Raw genomic sequence first — 24,291 nt, forward strand, 5'->3', positions numbered from 1 at the left:
ACGCCACGTGACCGGGGCCGAACGGATGCGGAAGCGGGACGAACCGGTGGTGTTGCGGGCAGCGGGCGGATGCGCGCATATGGGTGGTGTGGCCTGGGTGCTGGGATGGTTGCGCACACACGACCCGGGGCTGGTGGCGACCCGGCGGGCCGGGCGGACCGCGGTGGTGATGCCCGCGCTGTTCGCGCTCTGCACCCAGGTGCTGCACTCGCCGACGATGGCGAGCTTCGCCGCCTTCGGCTCCTTCTCGATGCTGCTGCTGGTCGACTTCTCCGGCCCGATGGTGGAGCGGCTGCGTGCCCAGGCGGGACTGGCCCTGGCCTGGGCGGTCCTCATCTGCCTCGGCACGCTGGTCGCACACCGGACCTGGCTGGCCGTCCTCACCACCGTCGTGGTCGCCTTCGCTGTGCTCTTCTCCGGCGTCGTCAGCTCCGTGCTGGCCGGGAGCGCCACGGCCCTGCTGCTGGGGTTCGTGCTGCCGGTCGCGACCCCCGTACCGCTGTCGCTGCTCCCGGACCGGCTCGCGGGCGCGGGGCTGGCGGCAGCGGCGGCGCTGCCGGCCGTCGCCCTTCTCTGGCCGCGTCCCGTCGTCGATCCGCTCAGCGGGCCCGCCGCCCGCGTCTGCCGGGCCGCCGCCGACCGGCTGCGCACCGACGCCGCCCTTCTGGGCGCGCCCGCGTCCCGGCCGGCCGCCGACCTCTGCCACTCCGTGGCCGACCGCGCCGCCCGGGCCAGCGCCGACCTGCGCCGGGCCTTCGACGCGACGCCCTACCGCCCCACCGGACTGTCGACCAGCTCGCGCACACTGGTCCGCCTGGTCGACGAGCTCACCTGGCTCAGTACGGTCCTCGCGGACCGACCCGCCTACACCGACGAGCCGCCCGCCTGCGACCCGGCCGCGCTGAGTGTGCGCCTGGCCGCCGCCGAGGTCCTCGACCGTGCCGCCGACCTGCTCACCGACCCACGCGGCGACGTCGGCGGGCTCCGCGACGGGATCAAGGAACTGCGGGTCGCCATGCGGGCGATGGAGGACAGCTCCACGGTCCGGCTGCCCGTCGAACGCCCGGTCGGCGAGGGCGCCGCGGAGGTCTACGGATTCATCGCCACGCTCGACCTCTCCTTCCGCGCTCACGAGCTCGGCTACGCCGTGCTGCAGATCGCGGGCAACGTCGACCTGGCCGCGACCGCCTGGCAGCGCAGCTGGCCCGACCAGCTGCTGGGCCGCGAGCCGGACGCGCTGACCGCCCCGCTGGCCACGGCCCGGGAGCGGGCGTCCGCGCATCTCGGCTGGGGGTCGGTCTGGCTGCACAACAGCATGCGCGGCGCGGCCGGCCTCGGCGTCGCGGTCCTGCTGGCCGACCTGACCAGCGTCCAGCACTCCTTCTGGGTGCTGCTCGGCACCCTGTCCGTGCTGCGTTCCAACGCCCTGAACACCGGCCAGAACGCGATGCGCGCGGTACTCGGCACGGTGATCGGCTCGATCCTCGGCGCGGGGCTGCTGCAATTGATCGGGCATCACGGCACGGTGCTGTGGTTCCTGCTGCCGGTGGCCATCCTGCTCGCGGGCATCGCGCCCGCGGCGATCTCGTTCACCGCCGGGCAGGCCGCGTTCACCGTCACCCTGGTGATCCTGTTCAACATCGGCCAGAACCCCGACTGGCAGATCGCCCTGCTCCGGGTCCAGGACATCGCCCTGGGCTGCGCGGTCAGCGTCGTCGTCGCGCTGTTCTTCTGGCCGCGCGGCGCCGCGGCCGCCGTCGACCGGGCGCTCGCGCGGGCCTACAGCGACAGCGCCCGCTACCTGTCCGCAGCCGTCGAGTACGCGCTGGGCCACTACGAGACCTCACCCGCCACGCCCGCACCCGGCGAGCCGACGCAGCAGGGCCATGACGCGGCCGCCGCCGCGCGACGCCTGGATGACGCCTTCCGCAGCTACCTGGCCGAGCGGGGAGCCAAACCGCTGTCGCTGGCCGACATGACCACCCTCGTCACCGGCGTCGTCGGGCTACGGCTGGCCGCGGACGCGGTCGTCTCGCTCTGGCAGGACTGCCGTCGCGTCCGCACCAAGGCCCACCGGACCGGGGCCGACCAGACCGAGGCCCACCGGGCGATCCTCGTCACGGCCACCCGCGTCACCGACTGGTACCACGGCCTCGCGGCGAGCCTGGACGGACACACGCCGGTGCCCGTTCCGGTCCCGCTGGGGCCCGAGTCCGCTGCCCGGCTCGTCGAGTCCGTCCGCACCGACCTGGTCGACCGCGAGGGCCAGGCCACCGCGACCGCCGTGCGGGTCATCTGGACCGGCGACCACGTCGACGTCGCCCGCCGCCTCCAGCCGGGCCTCGCCGCCGCGGCACAGGAGAGCCCGCCCGCGTGAGCGGGACGGTCCGAGGCCGGAGCCGGAAGACGAGGGGTCGACGGCGGGACGGGGGACGACCGCCCGTAACCTCGTGCTGTGTCACCTTCCCGCCTGCATCGCGTCGCCGTCCTCGTGCTTGAGGGCGCGAAGCCGCTTGACGTCGGAATCCCCGCGCAGGTCTTCACGACCCGCGCGAGCATGCCGTACGAGGTGCGGGTGTGCGGGGCGACGCCGGGCCTGGTGACCGGCGGTGACGGCCTCGCGTACTACGTCGCCCACGGCCTGGAGGCGCTGGCCTGGGCCGACATCGTCTTCGTCCCCGGCTACCGGTTCCCTGACCGTGAGGACCCGCCGCAGCAGGTCGTCGACGCACTGGTCGCCGCCCACGACCGGGGCGCGCGGCTCGCAGCCATCTCGACGGGCGCGTTCGCGCTGGCCGCCACGGGCCTGCTCGACGGCCGCCGCGCCACGACGCACTGGCACTACACCCAGGCACTCGCCGCCCGGCATCCGCTCGTCCACGTCGACGAGAACGTGCTGTTCGTCGACGAGGGAAGCGTGCTCACCTCGGCCGGCGCCGCCTCCGGCATCGACCTGTGCCTGCACATCCTGCGCGGCGACCTCGGGGTGGCCGCGTCCAACCACGCGGCCCGGCGTCTGGTCGCGGCCCCCTACCGCAGCGGCGGCCAGGCCCAGTACGTGCCGCGCAGCGTCCCCGAGCCGCACGGCGAGCGGTTCGCCGTCACCCGCGAGTGGGCGCTGCACCGGCTCGGCGAGCCCCTCACCCTCGACATACTGGCGCGGCAGGCGGGGGTCTCGCCGCGCACGTTCTCCCGGCGCTTCGTCGAGGAGACCGGCTACACGCCGATGCAGTGGGTGATGCGCGCCCGCGTCGACCTCGCCCGCGAGCTGCTGGAACGCTCGCAGCGCAGCGTCGAGCAGATCGCCGCCGACGTCGGGCTCGGCACCGGAGCGAACCTGCGCCTGCACTTCCAGCAGATCCTCGGCACCACGCCGAGCGAGTACCGGCGCACCTTCACCCGGGGCGAGTGACCAGCTCGTACGTGCCTCCCCGGGCTGCTGGGACGGGCTCGGCGGGATCTTGGCAAGATCCTTTCGAACCGTGGCGATCACGCCACTGTCACCGCCGCGACCTGCGAGAGAGCCTGGTGGCGAAGGGAAGGGACATCACTCAATGACTCGCATCGCCATCAACGGATTCGGCCGCATCGGGCGCAACGTGCTGCGCGCACTGCTGGAGCGCGACAGCGCCCTGGAGATCGTCGCCGTCAACGACCTGACGGAGCCCGCGACGCTCGCCCGGCTGCTCGCGTACGACAGCACGGCCGGTCGGCTCGGGCGCCCGGTGACCGTCGACGGGAACGTCCTCGTCGTCGACGGCCGCCGGATCACGGTGCTGGCCGAGCGCGAACCCGAGCAGCTGCCCTGGGCCGAACTCGGCGTGGACATCGTCCTGGAGGCCACCGGCCGCTTCACCTCGGCCAAGGCCGCGCGGGCCCACCTCGACGCGGGCGCCAAGAAGGTCCTCGTCAGCGCGCCGTCGGACGGCGCGGACGTCACGCTCGCCTTCGGGGTCAACACCGACGCCTACGACGCGGACCTGCACACGATCGTCTCCAACGCCTCCTGCACCACCAACGCGCTCGCGCCGCTGGCCGCGGTGCTCGACCGACTCGCCGGTATCGAGCACGGGTTCATGACGACGGTGCACGCCTACACGCAGGAGCAGAACCTGCAGGACGGCCCGCACCGCGACGCCCGTCGCGCCCGCGCCGCCGCCGTCAACATCGTGCCGACCACGACCGGCGCGGCCAAGGCGATCGGCCTGGTCCTGCCGAACCTCGACGGCAAGCTGTCGGGCGACTCGATCCGCGTGCCGGTGCCGGTGGGCTCGATCGTCGAGCTCAACACCACCGTCGCCCGCGACGTGACGCGCGACGAGGTGCTCGCGGCGTACCGCGCCGCGGCGGAGGGGCCGCTGGCCGGGATCCTGGAGTACTCGGAGGACCCGCTCGTGTCGTCCGACATCACCGGCAACCCCGCCTCGTCGATCTTCGACTCGGCGCTCACCCGCGTCGACGGCCGCCACGTCAAGGTGGTCGCGTGGTACGACAACGAGTGGGGCTTCTCGAACCGCGTGATCGACACGCTGGAACTGCTCGCCGCCGCCTGACGGTCCGAGACGGCCCCAGTTCTCGACGGCTGGGGCCGTCTTCACGGTGATGCTGCCGCTCAGTGCAGGATGTTCAGCGTGTTGGTGTCGTCGTTGACGTAGTAGACCGCGCGGGGGTTGGCGGTCGGGGCCAGGCCGAACAGGGCGCCGCCGGGCTGGTCCTTGGTGTCGAGGTTGCGGGTGGCCACCCTGGTTCCGCCGGTGGTGACCTCGACCAGGTTGTTGTCCGCGCCGTTGACCGCCAGCAGGTTGCCGTCGGGTGCGAGGGCGAGCCCGAGCGGTCCGTTCAGCGGGCTGCCCGAAGCCACGGTCGCGGATGCGGCGCCGGCGTCGACGGGGCTGGTCCGGGCGACCGCGTCGGGGACGCGGGCGATGCGCGAGTGCACCGTGTCGGCCACGTACAGCGTGCCGTCCGGCGCGACCGCGACGCCGGTGGGACCGACGACGAGCGCGTTGGGGTCGGTGTGCACGGACAGGCCGTTCGCGACGACCGTGCTGCCGCCCACCTGCGGCATGCCGTTGGTGAGGTTCAGGGCGATCCGGACGACGTCGCCCTTCGAGGTGGTGGTGGGCTGTCCGTTCGTGATGCCGCCGAGGACGTTGCTGACGAAGAGGTCGGCGCTGGTGCCGTTGTCCACCGCCGTCGCGTCCCAGGGGCCGTCGATGCCGTGGCCGGTGACGGTCTCGCGCACGTGACCGTTGTCGTCCAGCACGAGCAGCGCGCCGCTGTGCATGGTCGCGGAGGTCCCGTCCGTGGTCGGCAGGCTGCCGACCACGACCCAGCCGGAGCGCAGCACCACCAGGGCCGTGGTCAGCCCCACTCCGTTCGGGGCGGCGCTCGGCGGGATCTGGGCGAAGGTGGTCTTCGTCCCGTTGGGAGCGACCTGCACCAGAGTGGTGCCCCGGCCCTGCTGGCCGCCCTTGGCCGTGCTCGTGGGCGCGTTGTTGAAGTTGCTCACCAGGATGTCGCCCGCGGTCAGAGTGCCATGGCTGTCGGGAACGACGGCCACGCCGTACGGGTTGACGTCGCCGTTCGCGGGGATGGTGGAGGCGAGCTGCTGGTTGTGGGTGAGCCGCGGGATGAACGCCGCCGTCCGCGGGACGGCCGCGGCGCCCGTCGTGACCGCCGTCGCAAGTCCCGCGCCCAGTGCCGCGGCGACCACGGCGGTGCGCGGGGCGAAGGGATGGAGTCGCATGATCCACCCTCCTTCTCGTCGGGGATGTACCTCCTTGGGTACGCGTTCCCGACCGGCGGGGTTCATGAAAGAGTGAGCCCGTGATCACCGGTGTCGAAACGGGGTGGGACTCCTGAGCGGGCCTCCTGAGCGGGGCTCCTTCTTGGACTCCCGTGCCGACCGGGCCGCAACCGCATCCGAGGGTGAAGCCGTGAAGATCTACCTCTCCTCCGACATGGAGGGCACCGCAGGCGTCGTGGAGTGGGAGCAGTGCCGTCCCACCGGCCCCGACTACCCGTACTACCGCGACCTGCTGCAGCGGGAGGTGGGCGCGGCCATCGACGGCGCCCGGGACGCCGGGGCCACCGAGTTCCTCGTCAACGACTCCCACGGCCGGATGGCCAACCTCCGTCCGGACGAACTACCGCGCGGCACACGGTATCTGTCGGGGCGTCACAAGCCGCTCTACATGATGCAGGGGCTCGACCCCTCCTACGACGCCGTCTTCTTCGTCTCCTACCACGGCTCGATGTCCGGCTGCGCGGCCACGCTGTCGCACACCTTCAACCCGCTTGCGATCGCCGAGGTCCGGCTGAACGGCGTGGTGGCGGGGGAGAGCGCGATCAACGCGCTGGTCGCCCTGGGCCACGGCGTCCCGGTCGCACTCATCACCGGCGACCGCACCACGGCCGAGGAGCTGCGCCCGTTCTGCCCGCATGCGCGGGCGGCGGTGGTCAAGGAGTCGCTCAACCGTTTCGCCGCGGAGAGCCTGCACCCGGAGGACGCCAGGCAACTGATCCGGGAACAGGCCCGGCTGGCGGTGGCGGCGCTGGCCGATCCGGCGTCCGGCGCGCGGGAACTCCCGTCCATCGAGCTGCCCGCAACCCTCACGGTCCGTTTCCGCAACCCCGACCTGGCGGAGATGGCGACCTGGATCACCCGCGTGGAGCGCGGCGGCGCGGACGCCGACAAGGACGATCCGACGATGGTCCGGCTGACGGACACCGATCCCGTCCGGCTCTACCGGACCTTCGTCACCGTCGTGCTGCTGACGCGCGGCATCGCCGAGTAGCGCGCGGCCCACGCAGCGGCGTCGGCGCTCACTCCGGCGGCGCGGCCTCGGCGGCCTCCACCTCCGCAATGGTGGCCGCGCCGACCGGCACGTCGGGGTTGCGGAACCAGGAGCCCTGGACGGCCCACTGAATGAGCATCAGCACGAAGCCGAGCACCAACGCGCCGACGCCGATCACCGAGACGCCGCCGACCTTGCCGACCAGGGGCAGCGTCACCGAGGTGAAGCCGTAGCTCGGGGAGGCGTACACGTCGAACGCGGCGTAGCAGAAGAAGTAGAGCAGCATGAGCCCGCCGAGCAGCGGCAGGATGCCCTTGAACCAGAGGTCGCGGGGGCTGCGGCGGAGCACCCGGCGGAAGTACCAGGCGCAGGCGAAGCCGGTGAGACCGTAGTAGAACGCGATGCCCAGGCCGACGGAGGAGACCGAGTCGGTCAGGACGTTGGTGCTGATCCGGGTGAGCATGACGTAGAAGGCGATCGAGATCAGGCCCATGCCCACCGTGGACCAGGTGGGGGTGGCGAAGCGCGGGTGCACGCGGCCGAAGTGCGACGGGATGGCCTTGTGCAGGGCCATGGAGAAGCTGGTGCGGGCGGTCGGCAGAATGGTGGTCTGGGTCGAGGCGGCGGCCGAGGTCAGCACCATGAAGATCAGCAGCTTGGACTCGAACCAGCCGAACCCGGAGGTGCCGAAGACGGCGCCGCCCAGGCCGGAGAGCACGTCGCCCGAGTTGTTCGGGTTGGCCAGGCCGATGCCCTTGTCGCCGACGCCCGCGAACGCCTGCGCCGAGGTGGAGACCATGGCGTAGATCAACAGCAGGATGACGGTGGAGAGCACCGCCGCGCGGCCGGGAGTACGGGACTTGTCGGCGGTCTCCTCGTTGACGGAGACGGCGGTGTCCCAGCCCCAGTAGATGAACACCGCGGAGAGGATGCCCGCGGTCAGCGCGCTCGCGGTCGGGACCTGGAACGGGTTGAACCACGATCCCGAGACGTGGATCGCCGTCGCGGGCGCGTGGCTGCCGTAGACCTTGACCAGCGCGGTCACCGAGAAGACCGCCAGCATGGCGATCTCGACGCAGAGCAGGACGCGCTGCAGCGCCGCGGAGATCTCGATGCCGATGTAGCAGATGAAGGTCATCAGGACGATCCAGATCACCCCGGCCAGCGTCGTCCACAGCTTGTCCGACGCGAGGTTCGGGTGCCCGACGAGCTGGAAGCCGTAGGAACCGGCGATCTGGGCCAGATTGGCCATGACGATGATGTCGGCGATGATGATGCCCCAGCCGCCCATCCACCCCGTGCGGGGCCCGAAGGCCCGGGCGGCCCAGGTGAAGGTGGTGCCGCAGTCCGGGTCGACCGCGTTCATCTCCTTGTAGGCGTAGGCGATCAGCAGCATCGGGATGAACGCCAGGATTGTGATGATCGGGGCCTGGAGGCCGACGCCGACGACGATCAGCCCGAGGGTCGCCGCCAGGCTGTAGGCGGGTGCGGTCGACGCGAGGCCGATCGCCACCGAGGAGAACAGGCCGAGGGCGTTGCCCTTGAGCCCCTTCTCGCCCGAACCAGAACCGGAGACCTCACCCGGCACGACGGACGTGCCCAGGCCCCAGGCCGATTCGGAAGAACCGGACGCCCCGGACGGTTCGGACGGCTCGGGGGACTCAGGAGTCGGGGACGAGGCACCCATGGCGCACCTCCAGGTGCTCGTGCAACGCCGAACCGCGGTTCGGAGACGTGCCCCTATGATCACTCGTTTCCGGTCCGTCGCCCAGCCGAATCGCCGCCACACCGCGACTCCCGTCGCTAGAATCGGGGCGACTTTCCGTACACGACTGGGGGCTCCTGTGCGACTGTTCCTCACATCAAGGCGATCGATGGCCACCGTCGTCGGCGCGACACTGCTGCTCTGTACGGCCGGGGCCGGGGTCGGGCTCGGCGCGGGCAGTGCCGAGGCCGCGCCGCGCACGACGGCGTTGGAGACCATCGCGCAGCTCTCCGCGCAGCGGGTCGAGGTGGCCGACCAGGTGGCGGCGGCCAAGTACGGGACCGGCAGCCCGATCGACGATCCCGCGCGCGAGGCGGCCGAGATCGCCACCGCCGAGCAGCAGGCCACGGCTCTGGGCATCGATCCCGCGCCGGTCGCGAAGATCTTCCGCGACCAGATCGAGGCCAACAAGGTCGTCCAGCGCGCCCTGTACGCCGAGTGGGACGCCGACCCGTCACTCGTCCCGACCACCAGGCCGAGCCTGGCCACGATCCGCGTCGAGCTCGACACCATCGGCACCGAACTCGTCCAGGCCATCGCGGCGGCCGAGGTGAGTCGTCAAGCACCGTCCTGCGACGGGCAGTTGACCGCAGCCGCAGTCCACGCCCGGCACCAGCAGAGCCTCGACGCCCTGCACTTCGCGGCACTGCTCCGGGCGCTGCCGTCGGGGGGGGGGGGCGGGGGGGGGGCCGCCCCCCGCGGGGGGGGGGGGGGGCCCCCCCGCGGGGGGGGGGGGGCCCCCCCCCCCCGACGCCGTCCACCGTCCAGCCTCAGCTGACGGCTGGACGGTCCGGCCTTACTTCAGGTGCCGGTCGTAGAACCGGCCCCCGTCCTCCAGCTCGAACCACGGGGTGCCGGTGTGCCCGCCCACGTTGGCGTGCAGCGTCTTCTCCTTGCTGCCGAACGCGTCGAACAGGTCGAGAGCGCGCTGCCGGGGGTTCCCCTGGTCGTCCCACTGGAGCAGGAAGAGCAGCGGAATGGTGAGCTGCCGGGCCTCCTCACGCTGGGCGAGGGGCACGTAGCCCCCGGCGAAGAAGCCGGCCGCCGCGATGCGCGGCTCGGTCACCGCCAGGTGAATGCCGACGGCGGTCCACCCGGAGTAACCGACCGGGCCGTCGATCTCGGGCAGGGCGAGGAGGGCGTCCAGGGCGGTCCGCCAGTCCGGGACCGCCTTGTCGACCAGCGGGCCGATGAAGGACTCGAAGATCTCGTCGACGGGCTCCCCGGCCTGCATGGCCTTGCGGAGATCCGCGCGGGCCTGGTCGTCGGCGGCCGAACGCGGTCGGCTACCGCACCCTGCCGCGTCGATGGAGGCGACCGCGTAGCCGCGCGCGGCGGTGTGCCGGGCACGGGCGACCAGCCGGGGCTCGTTCTTGGGCAGGCCGTTGTTGTGGGCCATCAGGACCAGCGGCACCGCCGCGGAGGCGGATCCGGGCATCCAGAGGGTGCCGGGGATCTCGCCGAGGGTGAACTCGCGCTCGACGACGTCGTCGTCAAGACGCTGCTCAGAAGTGAATTCCATGATCGTGCCTTTCGGGAGTGCACAGAACGGCGCTCCCGGGCGACGACCTATCGCCCGACCGTGACCCCGAGGGGGAGCACCCATGTCGTTTGTGTGTTCACGGGTACCACCTCCTCGTTCAGCTGCACGGTCTGGCGCAATCTTAAGCAGTCTTCGCCGCGATCTGCCAACTCCTTTTTGCGCGGGCTGCGACCTCTTCCCTAACAAGTGTTTGGTAGGTTACCGTGCGCCTGAGGCGGCGTCGTGAGCCACGTCGAGACCCACGGGAGCTGAACTTGACCAGAACCGACGTCTTCCGGGCCGGGATCCGGGACTGGCTGATCCAGCGCGCCATCATCGCCGAGCGCGTGCTCGGCCTGCCGAGGGAGGCTCGCGCATGACGTCCACGACCCCCGAGTACGTTCCCGCACACGGCCTGCTGACCGGCCGCACCGCCGTGGTCACCGCCGCCGCCGGGGCCGGCATCGGCGGCGCGACCGCCCGCCGACTGCTGGAGGAGGGCGCGGACATCGTCATCGGCGACGCGCACGCGCGCCGCACCAAGGAGACGGTCGACCGGCTCGCGGGGGAGTTCGGCGCGGACCGGGTGGCCGGACGCGCCTGCGACGTCACCGACGAGGAGCAGGTCGCCGCGCTGTACGACCTCGCGGAGGAGCGCCACGGCCGCCTCGACATCGTGGTCAACAACGCCGGTCTCGGCGGCACGGCCGAACTCGTCGACATGACCGACGAGCAGTGGGACCGGGTCATCGACGTCACCCTCAACGGCACCTTCCGCTGCACCCGCGCCGCGCTGCGCCGGATGAAGGCCGCGGGCAGCGGCGGAGTCGTCGTCAACAACGCCTCCGTCATCGGCTGGCGCGCCCAGGCCGGTCAGGCCCACTACGCCGCCGCGAAGGCGGGCGTCATGGCGCTGACCCGCTGCGCGGCCGTGGAGGCCGCTGCCTACGGGGTGCGCGTCAACGCCGTGTCGCCGAGCCTCGCCATGCACGCGCACCTGGTCAAGGTCACCACCCCCGACCTGCTGGAGGAGCTCACCGCCCGCGAGGCATTCGGCCGGTACGCCGAGCCGTGGGAGATCGCCAACGTCATCGTCTTCCTGGCCAGTGGCTACTCGTCCTACATGACGGGGGAGACGGTGTCGGTCAGCAGCCAGCATCCGTGACGGCGACAGTCGCCGGGCGCGACGACCCCTGCTCCGGGGCAGGGCTCAGGGCTGGGGCAGCGGGAAGTGCATGCAGCTGCTGGTGGCGTGGGCGAGCAGCCGCGCGAAGCGCGCGCGACTCCGTCAGCCTCGGCCCGGCCGCTGGTGTGAACTGACACGGTCATCCTCCACGGTCGTCCTCGCGACGCGGCGCTCCTCACGCCCGGCCGGGCAGGGCGGTGATGGTCTCGGCGGCCTGGGTCATGATGCGTTCCACCAGCTCCTTGCAGGACGGAAGGTCCTCGATCAGGCCCGCCACCTGGCCGGACGCCATCACCCCGAGGTCGGGGCGGCCGTCGACCATGGCGGCCTTGAGCATCATCGGGGTGTTGGCGGCCAGCAGGATCTGACTCCAGGTCAGCTCCTTGCCGTGCTTCATCGCCAGGCCGTCGCGGACCATGGCCGACCAGCTCATGCCGGAGATCCTGCGGAACGCCGCCGCGTGCCGGACCGCGCGGAGCAGGGCGCTGGCGCGGCCGGAGCGCTCCAACCCGTCGACCAGGTCGGTGCGCAGCATCCGGTGGGGGAGGCCGTCTACCTTGGTGGTGACGGTGATGTCCTGGACGGACGCGGCGAGGTAGCGGGCCTTGACGGCGTCGGGGACGGTGGAGTCCGAGGTGAGCAGGAAGCGGGTGCCCATGGCGACACCGGCGGCGCCGTACGCGAGCGCTGCCACCAGGCCGCGTCCGTCGTGGAAGCCGCCGGCCGCGATCACCGGGATGTCGACCGCGTCGACGACCTGCGGCAGCAGCACGGTGGTGGCCACGGCGCCGGTGTGGCCGCCGCCCTCGCCGCCCTGGACCACCACGGCGTCCGCGCCCCAGGCGGCGACCTTCTCAGCATGCCGCCGCGCGCCGATGGAGGGGATGACGACGACGCCCGCGTCCTTGAGCTCGGCGATCAGCTCCCGGGAGGGCGCGAGCGCGAAGGAGGCGACCCGCACGCCCTCCTCGATGATGATCCGCACCCGGCACCGCGCGTCGCTCGCGTCCGCACGCAGGTTGACGCCGAACGGTGCGTCGGTGCGCTCCTTGACCTCGCGTACGGCGGCGCGCAGGTGATCGGTCGTCATGGTGGCGGAGGCGAGGATGCCGAGCGCGCCCGCGTTCGCGGTGGCGGAGACCAGACGCGGGCCGGCGACCCAGCCCATGCCGGTCTGCACGAGGGGGTGACGGACGCCGACGAGCCTGGTCAGCGGGGTTTCGACGCTCATGGGCAGGCTCACGACCGCACCTCGCGGTCGCGCAGGCGCTTCGGGTCGATCACCTCGCGGATCAGGTGCAGCTCCGCCTCGGTGGGCTCCCGGGTGGCCGGGACCTCGTCCGGCACGACCAGCGGGAAGGCCGTCGCCGCCAGCACCTGCTCGACGCTCACCCCGGGGTGGACCGAGCGGAGGCGCATGGTGCGGTCCGGGGTCTCGAAGTCGAAGACGCCGAGGTCGCTGACGACGCGTCGGATCTCGTGGAAGCGGCTCGCGGCGGGCCCGGCGGCAGCCGCGCGGTCGTAGCCGACGCCGCAGACCATGTCGACCTTGTCGACGAAGACCCGCGGCGAGTGCCGGGGCACCCAGTAACTGGTGGGGTTGTTCACGGTATTGACCGGAGCCCCACGCACGCCCAGCAGTTGGCGGTCGGGCCGGGACCAGTCGCCGATGCAGGAGATGTTCTGGTTGCCGTACCGGTCGATCTGGCTGGCCCCCATCATGACGTGTCGCCGGCCGCCCGCGACCATGGAGAGGTGCAGGCGGTAGGGCAGCCAGCCCTCGACCACCTCGGCCTTGGCGCCGACCGCGGGGGTGTCGCCGAGGATCATCGCCTCACCGTCGGTGAGCAGCAGGTCGGGCGAGAAGGTCAGCCGGGCGAGGCGGGCGCCGATGGCGGGCACCGTGCCCATCGGGGTGGCCAGGATCTCGCCGTCGCCGCGCCAGGCCTCGGCGCAGGCCACCACGCAGTACTCGGCGCGGGTCGTGGTCGTCGTGGCAGTCACTTCTGCTCCTCCTGCTCCTGGCGAAGGGCGGCTTCTTGTCGAAAGGCGCTGACCGCTGCCTGGTAGGCGTCCTCGTCCCCGGTCAGGAAGCGTTCGGTGAACGTGGCCCAGTCCTGCGGGTCGGCGGCAGCTGTCGCGTAGGCGCGCTGGAAGGCCTCGTCGCGCTCGTAGTCGGGCACGCAGGAGGTGAAGTGGGCGCCGTTCGGGGTCTCGACCACGCCGGTGACGTCGGAGCGCTTGATCAGCAGCGTCTGCGGCGCACCCGACTTCAGCAGGTCGGCGGTGTCGACGATGCGCTCGCACGACAGGTACGCCTCGCGCGCCGCCGCGCAGAACAGGTCGTCGAAGTACGGGTCCGGGCCGAGATACTGGCCATTGCCGCGGGCGTCGGCGGCGTTGACGTGGACCAGTGCGGCGTCGAGTTCGAGCGCGGGCACGGCGACCAGCTCCTCGCCGTCCGCGTACGGCGAAGTGACCGTCCGCAGCTGGGGGTTGACCCGCATGACGTCGGAGCCGAGACCGGCCCGGGCGGGCATGAAGGGCAGGCGGTGGGCGGCGGCCGTGAGGCCCCACATGAACATCGACTCGTCCAGCTCGACCAAGTCGAAGGCGCCGCGCTCACGGGCCGCGCGGAAGTGCGGCTCCAGCGGGATCGAGTCCAGGGTGGCGAAGGCGGCCACCAGCTTGCGGACCTTGCCCGCGGCGGCGAGCAGCCCGACGTCGGGGCCGCCGTAGGAGACCACGGTGAGGTCGGTGACCTCGGACCGGAGCAGGGCGCGGACGAGGGCCATCGGCTTGCGCCTGGACCCCCAGCCGCCGATGCCGACGGTCATGCCGCTCTCCAGGCGGGAGACGACCTGATCCGGCGTCATGATCTTGTCGCTCAACGCTCCTCCTCGCGCTCGTTGTCGTCCTGGCTCCTGCCGGTCACGAAGGAGTCCCGGTGGCGGTCGGCCACGCCGCTGAGGTTGGCCTCGAAGGTGAAGCCCTGCTCGAAGCGGTAGCTGCGGCGCACGTCCACCGGATCGATCCCGTTGATCGCGGCCTTGGCCAGGCGGATCAGGTAGCCGTCCTTGGCGGCGATCTCCCGGGCCAGCTCCAGCGCCGAGGCCGCGAGCTCGTCGCGCGGCACCACCTGCCACACCGACCCGTGCCGGTGCAGCTCCTCGGCGCTGACGGTGCGTGAGGTGTAGTACAGGGTGCGCATCAGGTGCTGCGGGACCAGCCGGGCGAGGTGGGTGGCCGCGCCCAGCGCGCCCCGGTCGAGCTCCGGCAGGCCGAAGACGGCGTCGTCGCTGGCCACGATCGCGTCCGCGTTGCCCACCAGGCCGATGCCGCCGCCCAGGCAGAAGCCCTGGACGGCGGCCACCACCGGCACCTCGCACTCGTAGACGGCGGCGAACGCCTCGTAGCAGCCGCGGTTGGCGCCGATCAGCGCGTCGTGGCCGGTCGTGCGCTGCATCTCCTTGATGTCGACGCCCGCGTTGAAGCCGCGTCCGGCGGCGGCCAGGACGACGCACCGCACCTCCGGATCCGCGCCCGCGGCCCGGAGCGCGGTGGCGAGGTCGTACCAGCCCTGCACCGGAAGGGCGTTGACGGGTGGGAAGTCGACCGTGACGACGGCCACGCCCTTGTCGGGCGTCGAGGTGGAGACAGCCATGGGAGGACCAGCTACCTTTCGACCTGTCAACCAAACATTTGTTAGGTGAGAAGGTACGGGAGGAGACGGACGCCCGCAATGGATCTGCCCCAACGGGTGACACTCGCCGCGCACGTCGGCATCCGGCCGGGCGAGGGCGACTACGAGGAGACCTCGGCGGTCAGCACGGCGACAGCGGAGTCGACCAGGTCCGCCACCAGCCGGCTCTGACCGGGGAGTTCCCTCCCGGCGGCACTCGTGCCGGCGCGGGTCTCCAGGAGGCGTTCGCGCTGGGCCAGCGTGTGCAGCACGAGCCCGACGAAGAACTCCCACCGGTTGGCCCGGACCTCCCGCGACAGCGCGAGCGCGGACATGCCCTCCTCGATCCGCGTCCGGATCAGCGCGATGCCCTGCGTCCACTCCTGCGCCGCCAGGTCGAACGGCGCGATCTCCTCCACGTAGAGGGCGTTGACGACGAACCGCAGGAACCGGCTGGGCCGCTCGGGGTCGTCCAGCCGCTCGGCCATGGAGCGCACAAGCAGTTCGACCAGCGCGCGCAGGTCCTTGCCCCACCCCTGGGCGTCGAGCCGCTCCAGCTGTCGCAGCTGCCGTTCGCTGGTCGGTGCCATGCGGTGCTGATAGACGGCCTCGACCAGCGCCTGCTTGGTGCCGAAGTGGTACGCCACCGCCGAGGTATTGCGCTGCCCGGCTGCTGCCGCGATCTGGCGCAGCGACACGGCGTGGATGCCGCGCTCGGCGAAGAGCTGCTCGGCCACCTCGATCAGGCGGATGCGGGTGTCGGACGCGGGAGTCACGCGGACCAGTGTGGAGCATCTTGCAGGTTTAACGCAGGCGCGTTAGAACTGACGGTGCGTCACCAGTGCGTCCCCGGTCCATCGCGACGGCGTCAGGAGCTCACGCGTGAAGCGGCCCAACATCCTCCTGGTCGTCTCCGACCAGGAGCGGCAACGCGGCTGGTTGCCGCCCACGGTGCGGTTGCCCTGGCGGGAGCGACTGCTCGCCGAAGGACTGGAGTTCACCAACTACTGGACGCACTCCTCCCCGTGCTCGCCGTCGCGCGCGACCATGATGACCGGCCAGTACGTCACCCAGCACCGGGTCGCGGAGAACGTGATCTTCCCCTGGCAGCCGCAGCTGGACCCGGGCGTCCCGACCATCGGCAGCGCGCTGCGGAAGGCCGGTTACCGCACCTCCTACATCGGCAAGTGGCACCTGTCCGCCTCGGCGCACCCGACCATGGAGGCCTACGGCTACGGCGACTGGGACGGCAACGACCACCACTTCATGGGCATGGCCGGCACCGGTGTGCACTTCGACCCGATCATCGCCCGCAACGCCGCGCACTGGCTGCGGCAGAACGCGAACGCGCCGGACCCGTGGTTCCTCACCGTCGCCCTGGTCAACCCGCACGACGTCATGTGGTACCCGATCGACCAACCGGACTACCAGCGCGCGAACCCGGCGATGCTGGACTTCGTGCGCCAGTTCCTCGGCGGCGGCGACTGGGGTGGCGGACAGGCGATCCCACCGTACGAGCAGCCCTACGGGCGGGTGTTCGACGATCTGCCCGCCAACTTCGCGGACGACCTGCACACCAAGCCCGACACCCAGCGGCAGTGGCGCTACGACCAGCAGCACAGCCTGTGGGGCTGGATCGACCCCGCCGACAAGCGCGCCTGGCTGCGCCAACTCGACTACTACGTCCAGTTGCACCGGCTCGCCGACGAGAGCCTCGGCACGGTGCTCGGCGCGCTGGAGACGTCAGGAGGCTGGGAGGACACCGTCCTCGTCTTCACCTCCGACCACGGCGACATGTGCGGCTCGCACGGTCTGCGGTCCAAGGGTCCGTTCGTCTATGACGAGATCATGCGCGTGCCCTGCTACGTGAAGGTCCCCGGCGTCACGCGAGCCGGCACGGTGACCAACGCCCTTGCCTCGCACGTCGACCTGGCCACGACGATCTGCTCGCTCGCCGGTGCCGAGCCGGAGCCCTCGTTCCGGGGGACCGACCTGTGCCCGGTGTTCCGTGACCCTGCCGCCTCGGTCCGCGACTACGTGCTGTTCGCCCACGACGCCGTGCACACCCGGCAGATCCAGCAGACGCGGTACGCGATCCGCGGCATGTTCGACGGGCGCTACAAGTACGCGCGCTACTTCGGTGTGGGCGGCGGCATGCCCGCCGACGGGCCGCGGCAGCCCGCGCCGACACAGATGCGCTTCGGTCCGGACGCCGACTTCGACGACAACGACCACGAGCTCTACGACCTGCGGGAAGACCCCCACGAGCTGGTCAACCTCGCGATGGACCGAGGGCGTCGGGAGCACGTGCGCGAGCACTTCGCGCAATTGCGGGCTATTGAGCGCACGGATCTCACGCCGCTGGAGTAGTCCGGAGTGGCGCAGCCCGGGTCAGCCGAGAAGGACTCGCAGTCGCCCGGCCGCGTCCGTGACGGCTGTCCGGCCCGACTTCCGGACAGCGGACCTTATGGACCGTCAGGGCTGCCCCCAAAAATGATCTTGCGGCCCTTTGGGCAGGAGTGCTGGTCCGGTAAGGATGGAGGGCTGGTCGTACGCGGGTTCGAAGGGAACGTCATGCACGCGCGGGGAAAGCCCAACCGGTCGTCGAACGAGCAGGACGCCGTCCACCGGGTGGCCCGGCCCGGCGTCAGCCCCGGTCTCGGCGCACCGGTCCAGCGGATGCTGGACCTTCAGCAGGCGGCGGGCAACGCCGCCGTGGCCCGCATGGTCGAGCGGGAGCGGCACCAGCACGGCCCGGGCTGCGCGCACGCCAACCCGGCCGTCCAGCGCAGTGAGGCCGATGAACACGGCCACGTCCACGACCGTGCCGAGGACGCCCACCCGGGCGGCCATCGCAGCCTCATCGACGCCGCGATGGCGACGCCGAGCAGCCCGCTTCCCGCGGCCTTCCTGGCCAAGGCGCAGGCGTTCTACCGCAACGACAGCCTCGCCGCAGGCCGCGTCCACGACAACGCCACCGCCCAGCGCGCCACCGCGGCGCTCGGCGCGCAGGCCATGACGATCGGCAGCCACATCTTCCTCGGCCCGTCGGCCGCCGGAAACGCGGAGATCCTGGCCCACGAGACCAGCCATCTCGACAAGAACCTCCGGGGCGTCCGCGAGACGGGCAACGACAACGGCGCAGGCGTCAGCGTGACCGACCCGGGGCAGGGCTCGGAGCGCGCGGCAGCCGCCGACGGCGCCGCCTTCGCGGCCGGAGCGGCCACCGCGCCGTCCGTCGTCGCCCAGCGCGCGGTCGCGCGGGACGCGGGCACGGGGGACGCGGGCACGTGGGAGGCGGGCACCCGGGACACGGCAGCACCGGCCGAACCCCACGGAGCGGCCGGCGCGCAGCCAACGGCCCACAGCGGCACGGCGGTTCAGCGCACGGTCTGGGAGTTCAGCCAGGGCGCCAACTACAGCGACCCCCGCTCCGGCGGGGAGACCCGCTGGGTGAACCGGGACGACCGGGCCCAGGTGCGCACCTCGACCCAACTGGGCATCAACGGCCACGGCGCGCCCCGGCACGGCGACGTCTACGACGATGCGACCCGGCAGATCCACAGCAGCGCGAACGCGAAGTTCGGCAAGAGCGGCACCATCCCCGAGCGCGACTACCCGCAGCGCGAGTCGCAGACCCGAGCGGCCCTGGTCGAGGCCAAGGAGGCCATCGCGACGACCCTCGCCCTGCTCGCTGCGGCGGGAAACGCCCCGAGCGGGCAGCTGCTGACGGGGCTTCAGTCCGGCTTCCCGGTGTTCCGGAGCGCGACGCCCCAGCAGATCGCCGCATTCCTGCCGCGGATCGTCGAGGTCGTGCGGCGCATCCAGGCCGGGCTGAACGCCCACGGGGCGGAGTTCACCCTGGTCGGCAGCGGGAAGGTGCCGCGCGGAGTCGCGGGCTGGGTCGGTTCCAGCTGGGGGGACCTCTACACCCGCCTGTCCAATCCGAAGCAGCAGCAGAGCGAGGAGTTGCCGACCATGGACACGGGCCGCAGCGGCCCGATCAACCTCACCGAGGAGGGCCAGGTCGCCTGGTACGTCATCCACGAGGCGACGCACCGGTTCGCCGGCACGCTGGATTACCAGTACAGCGCGCACGACTCGGAGTTGCAGGAGGAGAAGTTCGTCGGCGGGATGGCCAAGAGGATGCCCGAGGAGGCGGCGCAGCTGGAGGAGCAGATGCTCGGCAGGCGCGCGCTGCGGGACCCCTCGACGTACAGCGGTGAGAACAAGGAGTCCGACCGCCAGTCGAACTGGTACGCCATGGGTCAGCGGGCGCTGATGAACGCCGACTCCTACGCCCAGTTCATCCTGATCGCCGCGGGCGCGCGAGCGCCACGCTTCTGACCCCGGCCGGCGCGTCCGTCACCTGAGCGGCCCCCTCGCGCTGCCCGCCGGGCCGTGTGCCCCGAGCCTGGGAGGGGCACGGCACACGGGAGGCACGGATGGCGGCAGAGTCCGAAACAGCAGGGCCCGCAACAGCAGGTTCCGCAACAGCAGGTTCCGCAACAGCAGGGTCCGCAACAGCACGGTCGGCAGCAGCAGGGCGCGGCGCACGTGAGCGGATGGACGCGCTGGTGATCTTCGGCGCGACCGGGGACCTGGCCAAGCTGGAGACCTTCCCGGCGCTGGTGGGGCTGGTCGAGCGCGGCGTGCTGGACGTCCCGGTGGTCGGGGTGGCCAAGAGCGGCTGGGGTCTGGACCAGTTCCGCGACTACGCCGCGGCCTCGCTCCGCCTGAACGGCCTGGATCCCGACTCCGACGCGGCGCGGAAGATGCTGGGCCTGCTGCGCTACGTCGACGGGGACCTGGGCGACGACGCGACCTACCACGCGATGTCCGACGCCATGGGCCCCGCCTCCGGTGCCGCGCTGTTCTACCTGGAGGTGCCGCCGCCGCTGTTCGCGCGGATCGCGCAGGGCATCGCCACGGCAGGGCGGGCCGAGGGCGCGCGGGTCATGGTCGAGAAGCCGTTCGGGACCGACCTGGACAGCGCCCGCGAGCTCGACGCGACGCTGCACCGCTTCTTCCCCGAGGAGGCGATCTACCGCGTCGACCACTGGCTGGGCCTGGACCCGGTGGAGAACATCCTCTTCGCACGGTTCGCCAACGCGGTCTTCGAGCCGCTGCTCAACCGCACGTACGTCGAGAGCGTCCAGATCACCATGGCCGAGGCGTTCGACGTGTCCGACCGCGGCGCCTTCTACGACCGCACCGGCGCGATCCGCGACGTGGTGCAGAACCACCTGCTCCAGGTCCTCGCCACCGCGCTGGCCGACCCGCCGTCCGGCACCGGCCTGGACTCCTGGCGCGACGCGAAGGCCGCGGTCGTCAACTCCCTCCGACCGCTGACGCCCGATCATGTGGTGCGCGGTCAGTACGCGGGCTACCGGGACGTCGCCGGGGTCGCCCCGGACTCGACGACGGAGACGTACGCGGCCGTCCGGCTCGCCGCGGAGTCGTGGCGCTGGGCGGGCGTGCCGATCGCGATCCGCGCGGGCAAGTGCCTGCCGGTGACCGCGACGGAGGTCAGCTTCACCTTCCGCGCCGCACCGCACGACCTCTTCCGGCTCCGCCCCGAACCCGTGAGCAACCGGCTCCGGTTCCGCGTCTGGCCGGAGACGCAGGTCGGGCTGGGCCTGGCGGGCAAGCAGCCCGGCGGCGGCTGGCAGGCCAAGCACGAGGAGCTCGTCTTCGCCGAGCAGCCCGGCTCGGACATGCGCCCCTACGACCGCCTCATCGGCGCGGCCCTGGACGGCGACCGCTGGCTCTTCGCACGCCAGGACACCGTGGAGTCCGCCTGGCGCATCGTCGACCCCGTCCTCGGCGATGCCGTGCCGGTCCACCCCTACGATCGCGGCAGCTGGGGCCCGCAGGAGGCCGACGCCCTGCTGCCGCACGGCGACAGCTGGCACGACCCGGTCGCCTGAGCTGGGGCGGCGGGTTGTCGTCGCGCCTGCCTCAGGAGAGCGCCCGGCGTATGCTGACCAGGCCGTACTCGAAGGTCTGGTCGACGTCGCCGCCGAGCCGGAAGGCGCCGTTCAGCTCCATCTCGATGAAACCGGTGACCCATGCCGACACCAGTCGCGCGGCGTCGAGTGCCTGCTCCGTGCCGACGAGCTCCTCGGCGGCGCGCAGGATCGGTTCGGCCACGCGGGCGAGGGCCTGCGGCGGTGCGTGCTCGGAGCGCAGCACCAGCCGGAACGCCTCGGGCCAAGCTCCGGCGAACCGCCGGTAGCAGCGGGCCAGTTCCTCGATGGAGCCGTCGGTGGAGGCCAGGTTCGCGGCGAGCTCGTCGACGGTGGCCGTGGCCACCGCGGTCAGCAGAGCCGCGCGGTTGTCCACGTGCTTGTACAGTGACGGAGCCCGCACGCCGACGCGTTCGGCCACCCCACGCATCGTCAACTCCTGCTGACCGCCTGCCTCCAGCAGTTCGCGGCCGGCGGTCACGATCTGTCCGAGAGACGTCTTCTCGGGCGTCGGCATGGTGGGAGCCTCTCGTCATTGAAAGCTATTGACGTTAGCCATCATAGCTAACTAGCTTAGCCGTGTCAGGCGAGCCCCAGCCCAGCTCCTGGAGAGCCATGAAACTCGCACCGCACCTGCACCGCCTCGGCAACGACGTGGTGGCCTGCTATCTCATCGACACCCCCGAGGGCATCACGCTCATCGACGCCGGCCTGCCGGGACACTGGCACGACCTGCAGCGCGAGCTGAAGTCGTTGGGCAAGACCCCCGCCGACATCCGCGGCCTCGTGCTGACGCACGGCGACGCCGACCACATCGGCTTCGCCGAGCGCCTGCGCAGCGAGCACGACGTCCCGGTGTACGTGCACGCCGCCGACGCCGTCCGCGCCCGCACGGGTGAGAAGCCCAAGACGCCAGCGGGCCCCATGCGCATCGGGCCGACGCTCAAGTTCTTCGGCTACTCGCTCAGCAAGAACGGCATGCGCACCCGCTACGTCGACGTCGTGACCGAGGTCGGCGACGGCGACACCCTCGACCTGCCCGGAGCGCCCGTCATCATCGGCATGCCCGGACACTCCCCGGGAAGCGTCGCGATCCACGTCCCCTACGTCGACGCGGTCTTCGTCGGTGACGCCCTCACCACGCGGCACGTCCTCACCGGACGCACCGGCCCGCAACCGGCGCCCTTCACCGACGACCCCGCCGAGGCCCTCGCCTCCCTGGAGCGGATCGCCCCGCTTGCGGCCTCGTGGGTGCTCCCCGGCCACGGCAGCCCCTGGCACGCCTCACCGGCGGAGCTCACCCAGGCGATCCTGAAGAACTGACGCGGGCGGGCGGCGTGCTCCGGCGCAGTCCGGCGGTCACGCGTAGCGTGCGAACAGCGCTTGGAGGTACCGCTCCAGACGGTCCGTCAGCAGGGCCGGGGTGAGGTCGTCGCGGCCGAGGGTGCGCCAGGGCACGGCGACCTTCTCGGCGTCCGGGGCGAAGGCGAGGGCGTCGAGCAGACGCCAGTACAAGTGCGCCGCGTCGTCGTCCGCGAGCTCTCCGCCCGCGGCGACGTACCGGTCGGCGAAGTCCATTGCTGTGGGCACGCCGTGGAGCAGCGCCAGGGCGGTCGAGCAGTGGGCGACGTCCAGGTCGGCCGGGCCCCAGGAGGTCTCCACCCAGTCGACGACGCCGCTGATACGGACGTCGTCGCCATCGCCATCGCCATCGTCATCGCCTTCGAACAGCACGTTGCCGGGGTGGAAGTCCCGGTGCAGGAAGCAGGACCGGTGGGCCGGAGGCTCCTCGCGGATGACGTCGACGGCCCGTCGCCACAGCTCCGGACGCGCGGTCCGCTCGGGCAGCCGCACCCGCTCGGGCGAGGTCCAGGGCTGCCAGGTCCGGGGCCTGGCCTGCGGGGTGACGTCGACCCGGTGGATGCGCACCAGTTGCGCCGCCAGCAGGTCGGCCCGCCGGTCCGCGCCTTCGTCGTCCAGCCGGACGGAGCCGGGCAGCAGCGACATCAGCAGGGACGGGTCGTCGCAGGCTTCGGCCGTCGGGTCGACGTCGAGCAGGGTGGCCGCCGGGATGCCGGTGTCGGCGAGCAGGCGCAGGATCGCGGCCTCGCGGGACAGCAGGCCGTCGGCGTGCAGGCGGTAGAAGGGCGTGACGAACGAGCGCAGCACCAGCGTGCGCCCGCTCCCGTCCTTCCCGGCGACGTCCAGTCGGCGCATCTCGGACGTCCAGCCGCCACGCAGGCGCGTGACCTCGGCTATCCGCTCCCCGGCGGCGAGCCGCCGCTCCACCCATGACCGCGTGGCGGCCCAGTCCTGGTCCTCGCTGGTGATCACGAAGGGAGACTATCGGTCTGCTCGTCGAACTCGTCGAACTCATCGACCTCGTCGAGAACGGCGAGCGTGAGTCGACGCAGGCGGGCGGGGTCGGCGACGACGTCGTAGGCGGCGATCCGGTCGCCGACGATCGTGAACGTGATGACCATGGCGAGACGGCCGCGCGGGGCCACGATCGCGCCGACGGCGCCGTCGACCAGCGCGGGAGCGGCGTGCCGGGCGCGTCGGCCGAAGGCCAGGATCCCGTCCGCCACGTCGCGTACGCCGCGGGCCTCGGTGGCCGCGCCGGGCGGGAGGGCGCTCGCGTCGGTGCGGCGGACCACGTCGGCGGTGAGCAATTGCAGCAGGGCCGCCAGGTCGCCCGTGCGGGAGGCGGAGAGGAACGCCTCGACCACGCGTCGTTGCCGGGCCAGTTGCGTGGCGGCGGGCGGCTCCGGGGCGGCGTGGACACGGAGGCGGGCGCGGCTGGCGAGCTTCTTGGCGGTGGCGGGGGTGCGGTCGACGACGGGTGCGATCTCGTCGAAGGGGACCGCGAACAGGTCGTGCAGCACGAACGCGACCCGCTCGGCCGGGGTGAGGGTGTCCAGCACGACCAGCATGGCCCGGCCGACGCCGTCGACGAGCACGGCCTCCTGCTCCGGGTCCGCCCCGTCGCCGACCGCCTGCGGGTCCTCGCCCGGGAGCCGGTGCGCGCCCGGCTCCTCGGGGTGGGAGGCGCGGGCGCGGAGCATGTCGAGGCAGACCCGGGAGGCCGCGGTGCGCAGCCAGGCGTCGAGGTTGCGGATCTCGTCGGCGTCGACCCGGTGCAGCTTGAGCCAGGTCTCCTGGACCGCGTCGTCCGCCTCGTTGACGGAGCCGAGCATGCGGAAGGCGAGTGCGCGCAGCGGCCCGCGCTGTGTCTCGAACCGCCGGGCCAGCTCGGCCGCCGCGATCCGTGCGTCGTCGTCCATCGGTCTCCGGTCACCTTTGCCGCGCGGCTCCCGTCGATCCTACGAGACCCGCGGGACCCGCGGGACGCCTGCGAACGACCGGA

General features: G+C 72.1%; 21 protein-coding genes. 10 read left to right on the forward strand and 11 right to left on the reverse strand.

Going from position 1 to position 24,291, the window contains the following annotated elements; genetic code table 11:
• Nucleotides 1-109: 109 nt before the first annotated feature.
• The 3 genes from I2501_RS02870 (at nt 110) to gap (ending at nt 4,553) form a co-directional block, all read left to right on the forward strand.
• A complete protein-coding gene (locus I2501_RS02870) occupies nt 110-2,377 on the forward strand; it encodes an FUSC family protein (RefSeq protein WP_236045745.1) in 2,268 nt (755 codons plus the stop codon).
• A gap of 78 nt (nt 2,378-2,455) precedes the next feature.
• The gene (locus I2501_RS02875) at nt 2,456-3,412 is read left to right on the forward strand and encodes a GlxA family transcriptional regulator (RefSeq protein WP_196192142.1); all 957 of its coding nucleotides are present in this window, start codon (nt 2,456-2,458) and stop codon (nt 3,410-3,412) included.
• Nucleotides 3,413-3,554: 142 nt separating this feature from the next.
• On the forward strand, nt 3,555-4,553 hold the full coding sequence (gene gap / locus I2501_RS02880) for a type I glyceraldehyde-3-phosphate dehydrogenase (RefSeq protein ID WP_196192143.1): 999 nt from the start codon (nt 3,555-3,557) through the stop codon (nt 4,551-4,553).
• Between the two features lie 59 nt (nt 4,554-4,612).
• On the opposite strand, the gene I2501_RS02885 is transcribed toward gap, so the two are convergent.
• Nucleotides 4,613-5,749 (reverse strand): hypothetical protein, encoded by a 1,137-nt coding sequence (locus I2501_RS02885; RefSeq protein ID WP_196192144.1) that lies wholly within the window; start codon nt 5,747-5,749, stop codon nt 4,613-4,615.
• A 190-nt stretch (nt 5,750-5,939) separates the two neighbouring features.
• Between I2501_RS02885 and I2501_RS02890 the strand changes: the two genes are divergently transcribed.
• Entirely contained in the window at nt 5,940-6,800 is an 861-nt protein-coding gene (locus tag I2501_RS02890) for a M55 family metallopeptidase (protein ID WP_196192145.1), read from the forward strand.
• Nucleotides 6,801-6,828: 28 nt separating this feature from the next.
• Here I2501_RS02890 and I2501_RS02895 read toward each other — a convergent pair whose 3' ends face one another.
• Nucleotides 6,829-8,487, reverse strand: coding sequence for an APC family permease (locus I2501_RS02895; RefSeq protein WP_196192146.1), 1,659 nt, complete (start codon nt 8,485-8,487; stop codon nt 6,829-6,831).
• A gap of 187 nt (nt 8,488-8,674) precedes the next feature.
• On the opposite strand from I2501_RS02895, the gene I2501_RS02900 reads away from it, so the two are divergent.
• Nucleotides 8,675-9,343, forward strand: coding sequence for a chorismate mutase (locus tag I2501_RS02900; protein ID WP_196192147.1), 669 nt, complete (start codon nt 8,675-8,677; stop codon nt 9,341-9,343).
• An 18-nt stretch (nt 9,344-9,361) separates the two neighbouring features.
• Here the strand turns inward: I2501_RS02900 and I2501_RS02905 are convergent, their stop codons facing one another.
• Complete coding sequence (locus I2501_RS02905) at nt 9,362-10,087, reverse strand: dienelactone hydrolase family protein (RefSeq protein ID WP_196192148.1); 726 nt, start codon at nt 10,085-10,087, stop codon at nt 9,362-9,364.
• Nucleotides 10,088-10,463: 376 nt separating this feature from the next.
• Here I2501_RS02905 and I2501_RS02910 point away from each other — a divergent pair, with 376 nt between their 5' ends.
• Nucleotides 10,464-11,252 carry an SDR family oxidoreductase gene (locus tag I2501_RS02910; RefSeq protein WP_196192149.1) on the forward strand — a complete coding sequence of 263 codons (789 nt, stop codon included), beginning with the start codon at nt 10,464-10,466 and terminating at the stop codon, nt 11,250-11,252.
• 196 nt (nt 11,253-11,448) lie between these two features.
• On the opposite strand, the gene I2501_RS02915 is transcribed toward I2501_RS02910, so the two are convergent.
• The 5 genes from I2501_RS02915 to I2501_RS02935 all read right to left on the reverse strand — a co-directional run bounded on the left by I2501_RS02915 (nt 11,449) and on the right by I2501_RS02935 (nt 15,731).
• On the reverse strand, nt 11,449-12,504 hold the full coding sequence (locus I2501_RS02915) for an NAD(P)H-dependent flavin oxidoreductase (RefSeq protein ID WP_196192340.1): 1,056 nt from the start codon (nt 12,502-12,504) through the stop codon (nt 11,449-11,451).
• A gap of 8 nt (nt 12,505-12,512) precedes the next feature.
• Nucleotides 12,513-13,277 (reverse strand): CoA-transferase subunit beta, encoded by a 765-nt coding sequence (locus I2501_RS02920; RefSeq protein WP_196192150.1) that lies wholly within the window; start codon nt 13,275-13,277, stop codon nt 12,513-12,515.
• Nucleotides 13,274-14,164 carry a CoA transferase subunit A gene (locus I2501_RS02925; RefSeq protein WP_236045746.1) on the reverse strand — a complete coding sequence of 297 codons (891 nt, stop codon included), beginning with the start codon at nt 14,162-14,164 and terminating at the stop codon, nt 13,274-13,276. The genes I2501_RS02920 and I2501_RS02925 overlap by 4 nt, the downstream gene beginning before the upstream one ends.
• Nucleotides 14,161-14,937: an enoyl-CoA hydratase family protein gene (locus I2501_RS02930; RefSeq protein WP_196192151.1), complete on the reverse strand. Its 777-nt coding sequence runs from the start codon at nt 14,935-14,937 to the stop codon at nt 14,161-14,163. The genes I2501_RS02925 and I2501_RS02930 overlap by 4 nt, the downstream gene beginning before the upstream one ends.
• A 140-nt stretch (nt 14,938-15,077) precedes the next feature.
• Nucleotides 15,078-15,731 carry a TetR/AcrR family transcriptional regulator gene (locus tag I2501_RS02935; RefSeq protein WP_196192152.1) on the reverse strand — a complete coding sequence of 218 codons (654 nt, stop codon included), beginning with the start codon at nt 15,729-15,731 and terminating at the stop codon, nt 15,078-15,080.
• Between the two features lie 106 nt (nt 15,732-15,837).
• On the opposite strand from I2501_RS02935, the gene I2501_RS02940 reads away from it, so the two are divergent.
• The 3 genes from I2501_RS02940 (at nt 15,838) to zwf (ending at nt 20,885) form a co-directional block, all read left to right on the forward strand.
• Nucleotides 15,838-17,325 carry a sulfatase-like hydrolase/transferase gene (locus I2501_RS02940; protein ID WP_196192153.1) on the forward strand — a complete coding sequence of 496 codons (1,488 nt, stop codon included), beginning with the start codon at nt 15,838-15,840 and terminating at the stop codon, nt 17,323-17,325.
• Between the two features lie 204 nt (nt 17,326-17,529).
• On the forward strand, nt 17,530-19,302 hold the full coding sequence (locus tag I2501_RS38980) for an eCIS core domain-containing protein (RefSeq protein ID WP_236045748.1): 1,773 nt from the start codon (nt 17,530-17,532) through the stop codon (nt 19,300-19,302).
• Between the two features lie 218 nt (nt 19,303-19,520).
• On the forward strand, nt 19,521-20,885 hold the full coding sequence (zwf, locus tag I2501_RS02950) for a glucose-6-phosphate dehydrogenase (RefSeq protein WP_196192154.1): 1,365 nt from the start codon (nt 19,521-19,523) through the stop codon (nt 20,883-20,885).
• Nucleotides 20,886-20,916: 31 nt separating this feature from the next.
• On the opposite strand, the gene I2501_RS02955 is transcribed toward zwf, so the two are convergent.
• A complete protein-coding gene (locus tag I2501_RS02955) occupies nt 20,917-21,441 on the reverse strand; it encodes a TetR/AcrR family transcriptional regulator (protein WP_196192155.1) in 525 nt (174 codons plus the stop codon).
• A gap of 98 nt (nt 21,442-21,539) precedes the next feature.
• Here I2501_RS02955 and I2501_RS02960 point away from each other — a divergent pair, with 98 nt between their 5' ends.
• Nucleotides 21,540-22,247, forward strand: coding sequence for an MBL fold metallo-hydrolase (locus tag I2501_RS02960; RefSeq protein WP_196192156.1), 708 nt, complete (start codon nt 21,540-21,542; stop codon nt 22,245-22,247).
• A gap of 36 nt (nt 22,248-22,283) precedes the next feature.
• Here I2501_RS02960 and I2501_RS02965 read toward each other — a convergent pair whose 3' ends face one another.
• Nucleotides 22,284-23,255, reverse strand: coding sequence for a phosphotransferase family protein (locus I2501_RS02965; RefSeq protein ID WP_408022699.1), 972 nt, complete (start codon nt 23,253-23,255; stop codon nt 22,284-22,286).
• On the reverse strand, nt 23,255-24,208 hold the full coding sequence (locus I2501_RS02970; RefSeq protein ID WP_196192157.1) for a sigma factor: 954 nt from the start codon (nt 24,206-24,208) through the stop codon (nt 23,255-23,257). The genes I2501_RS02965 and I2501_RS02970 overlap by 1 nt, the downstream gene beginning before the upstream one ends.
• Nucleotides 24,209-24,291 lie beyond the last annotated feature (83 nt).

This window comes from Streptacidiphilus fuscans, assembly GCF_015690355.1.
Classification (GTDB): Bacteria; Actinomycetota; Actinomycetes; order Streptomycetales; family Streptomycetaceae; genus Streptacidiphilus; species Streptacidiphilus fuscans.

Coding starts and splice junctions, on each gene's coding strand:
- I2501_RS38980 (WP_236045748.1), top strand. CDS start 17,530: ATGCACGCGCGGGGAAAGCCCAACCGGTCGTCGAACGAGCAGGACGCC.
- I2501_RS02930 (WP_196192151.1), bottom strand. CDS start 14,937: ATGGCTGTCTCCACCTCGACGCCCGACAAGGGCGTGGCCGTCGTCACG.
- I2501_RS02895 (WP_196192146.1), bottom strand. CDS start 8,487: ATGGGTGCCTCGTCCCCGACTCCTGAGTCCCCCGAGCCGTCCGAACCG.
- I2501_RS02900 (WP_196192147.1), top strand. CDS start 8,675: ATGGCCACCGTCGTCGGCGCGACACTGCTGCTCTGTACGGCCGGGGCC.
- I2501_RS02905 (WP_196192148.1), bottom strand. CDS start 10,087: ATGGAATTCACTTCTGAGCAGCGTCTTGACGACGACGTCGTCGAGCGC.
- I2501_RS02970 (WP_196192157.1), bottom strand. CDS start 24,208: ATGGACGACGACGCACGGATCGCGGCGGCCGAGCTGGCCCGGCGGTTC.
- I2501_RS02955 (WP_196192155.1), bottom strand. CDS start 21,441: ATGCCGACGCCCGAGAAGACGTCTCTCGGACAGATCGTGACCGCCGGC.
- I2501_RS02960 (WP_196192156.1), top strand. CDS start 21,540: ATGAAACTCGCACCGCACCTGCACCGCCTCGGCAACGACGTGGTGGCC.
- I2501_RS02915 (WP_196192340.1), bottom strand. CDS start 12,504: ATGAGCGTCGAAACCCCGCTGACCAGGCTCGTCGGCGTCCGTCACCCC.
- I2501_RS02910 (WP_196192149.1), top strand. CDS start 10,464: ATGACGTCCACGACCCCCGAGTACGTTCCCGCACACGGCCTGCTGACC.
- zwf (WP_196192154.1), top strand. CDS start 19,521: ATGGACGCGCTGGTGATCTTCGGCGCGACCGGGGACCTGGCCAAGCTG.
- gap (WP_196192143.1), top strand. CDS start 3,555: ATGACTCGCATCGCCATCAACGGATTCGGCCGCATCGGGCGCAACGTG.
- I2501_RS02885 (WP_196192144.1), bottom strand. CDS start 5,749: ATGCGACTCCATCCCTTCGCCCCGCGCACCGCCGTGGTCGCCGCGGCA.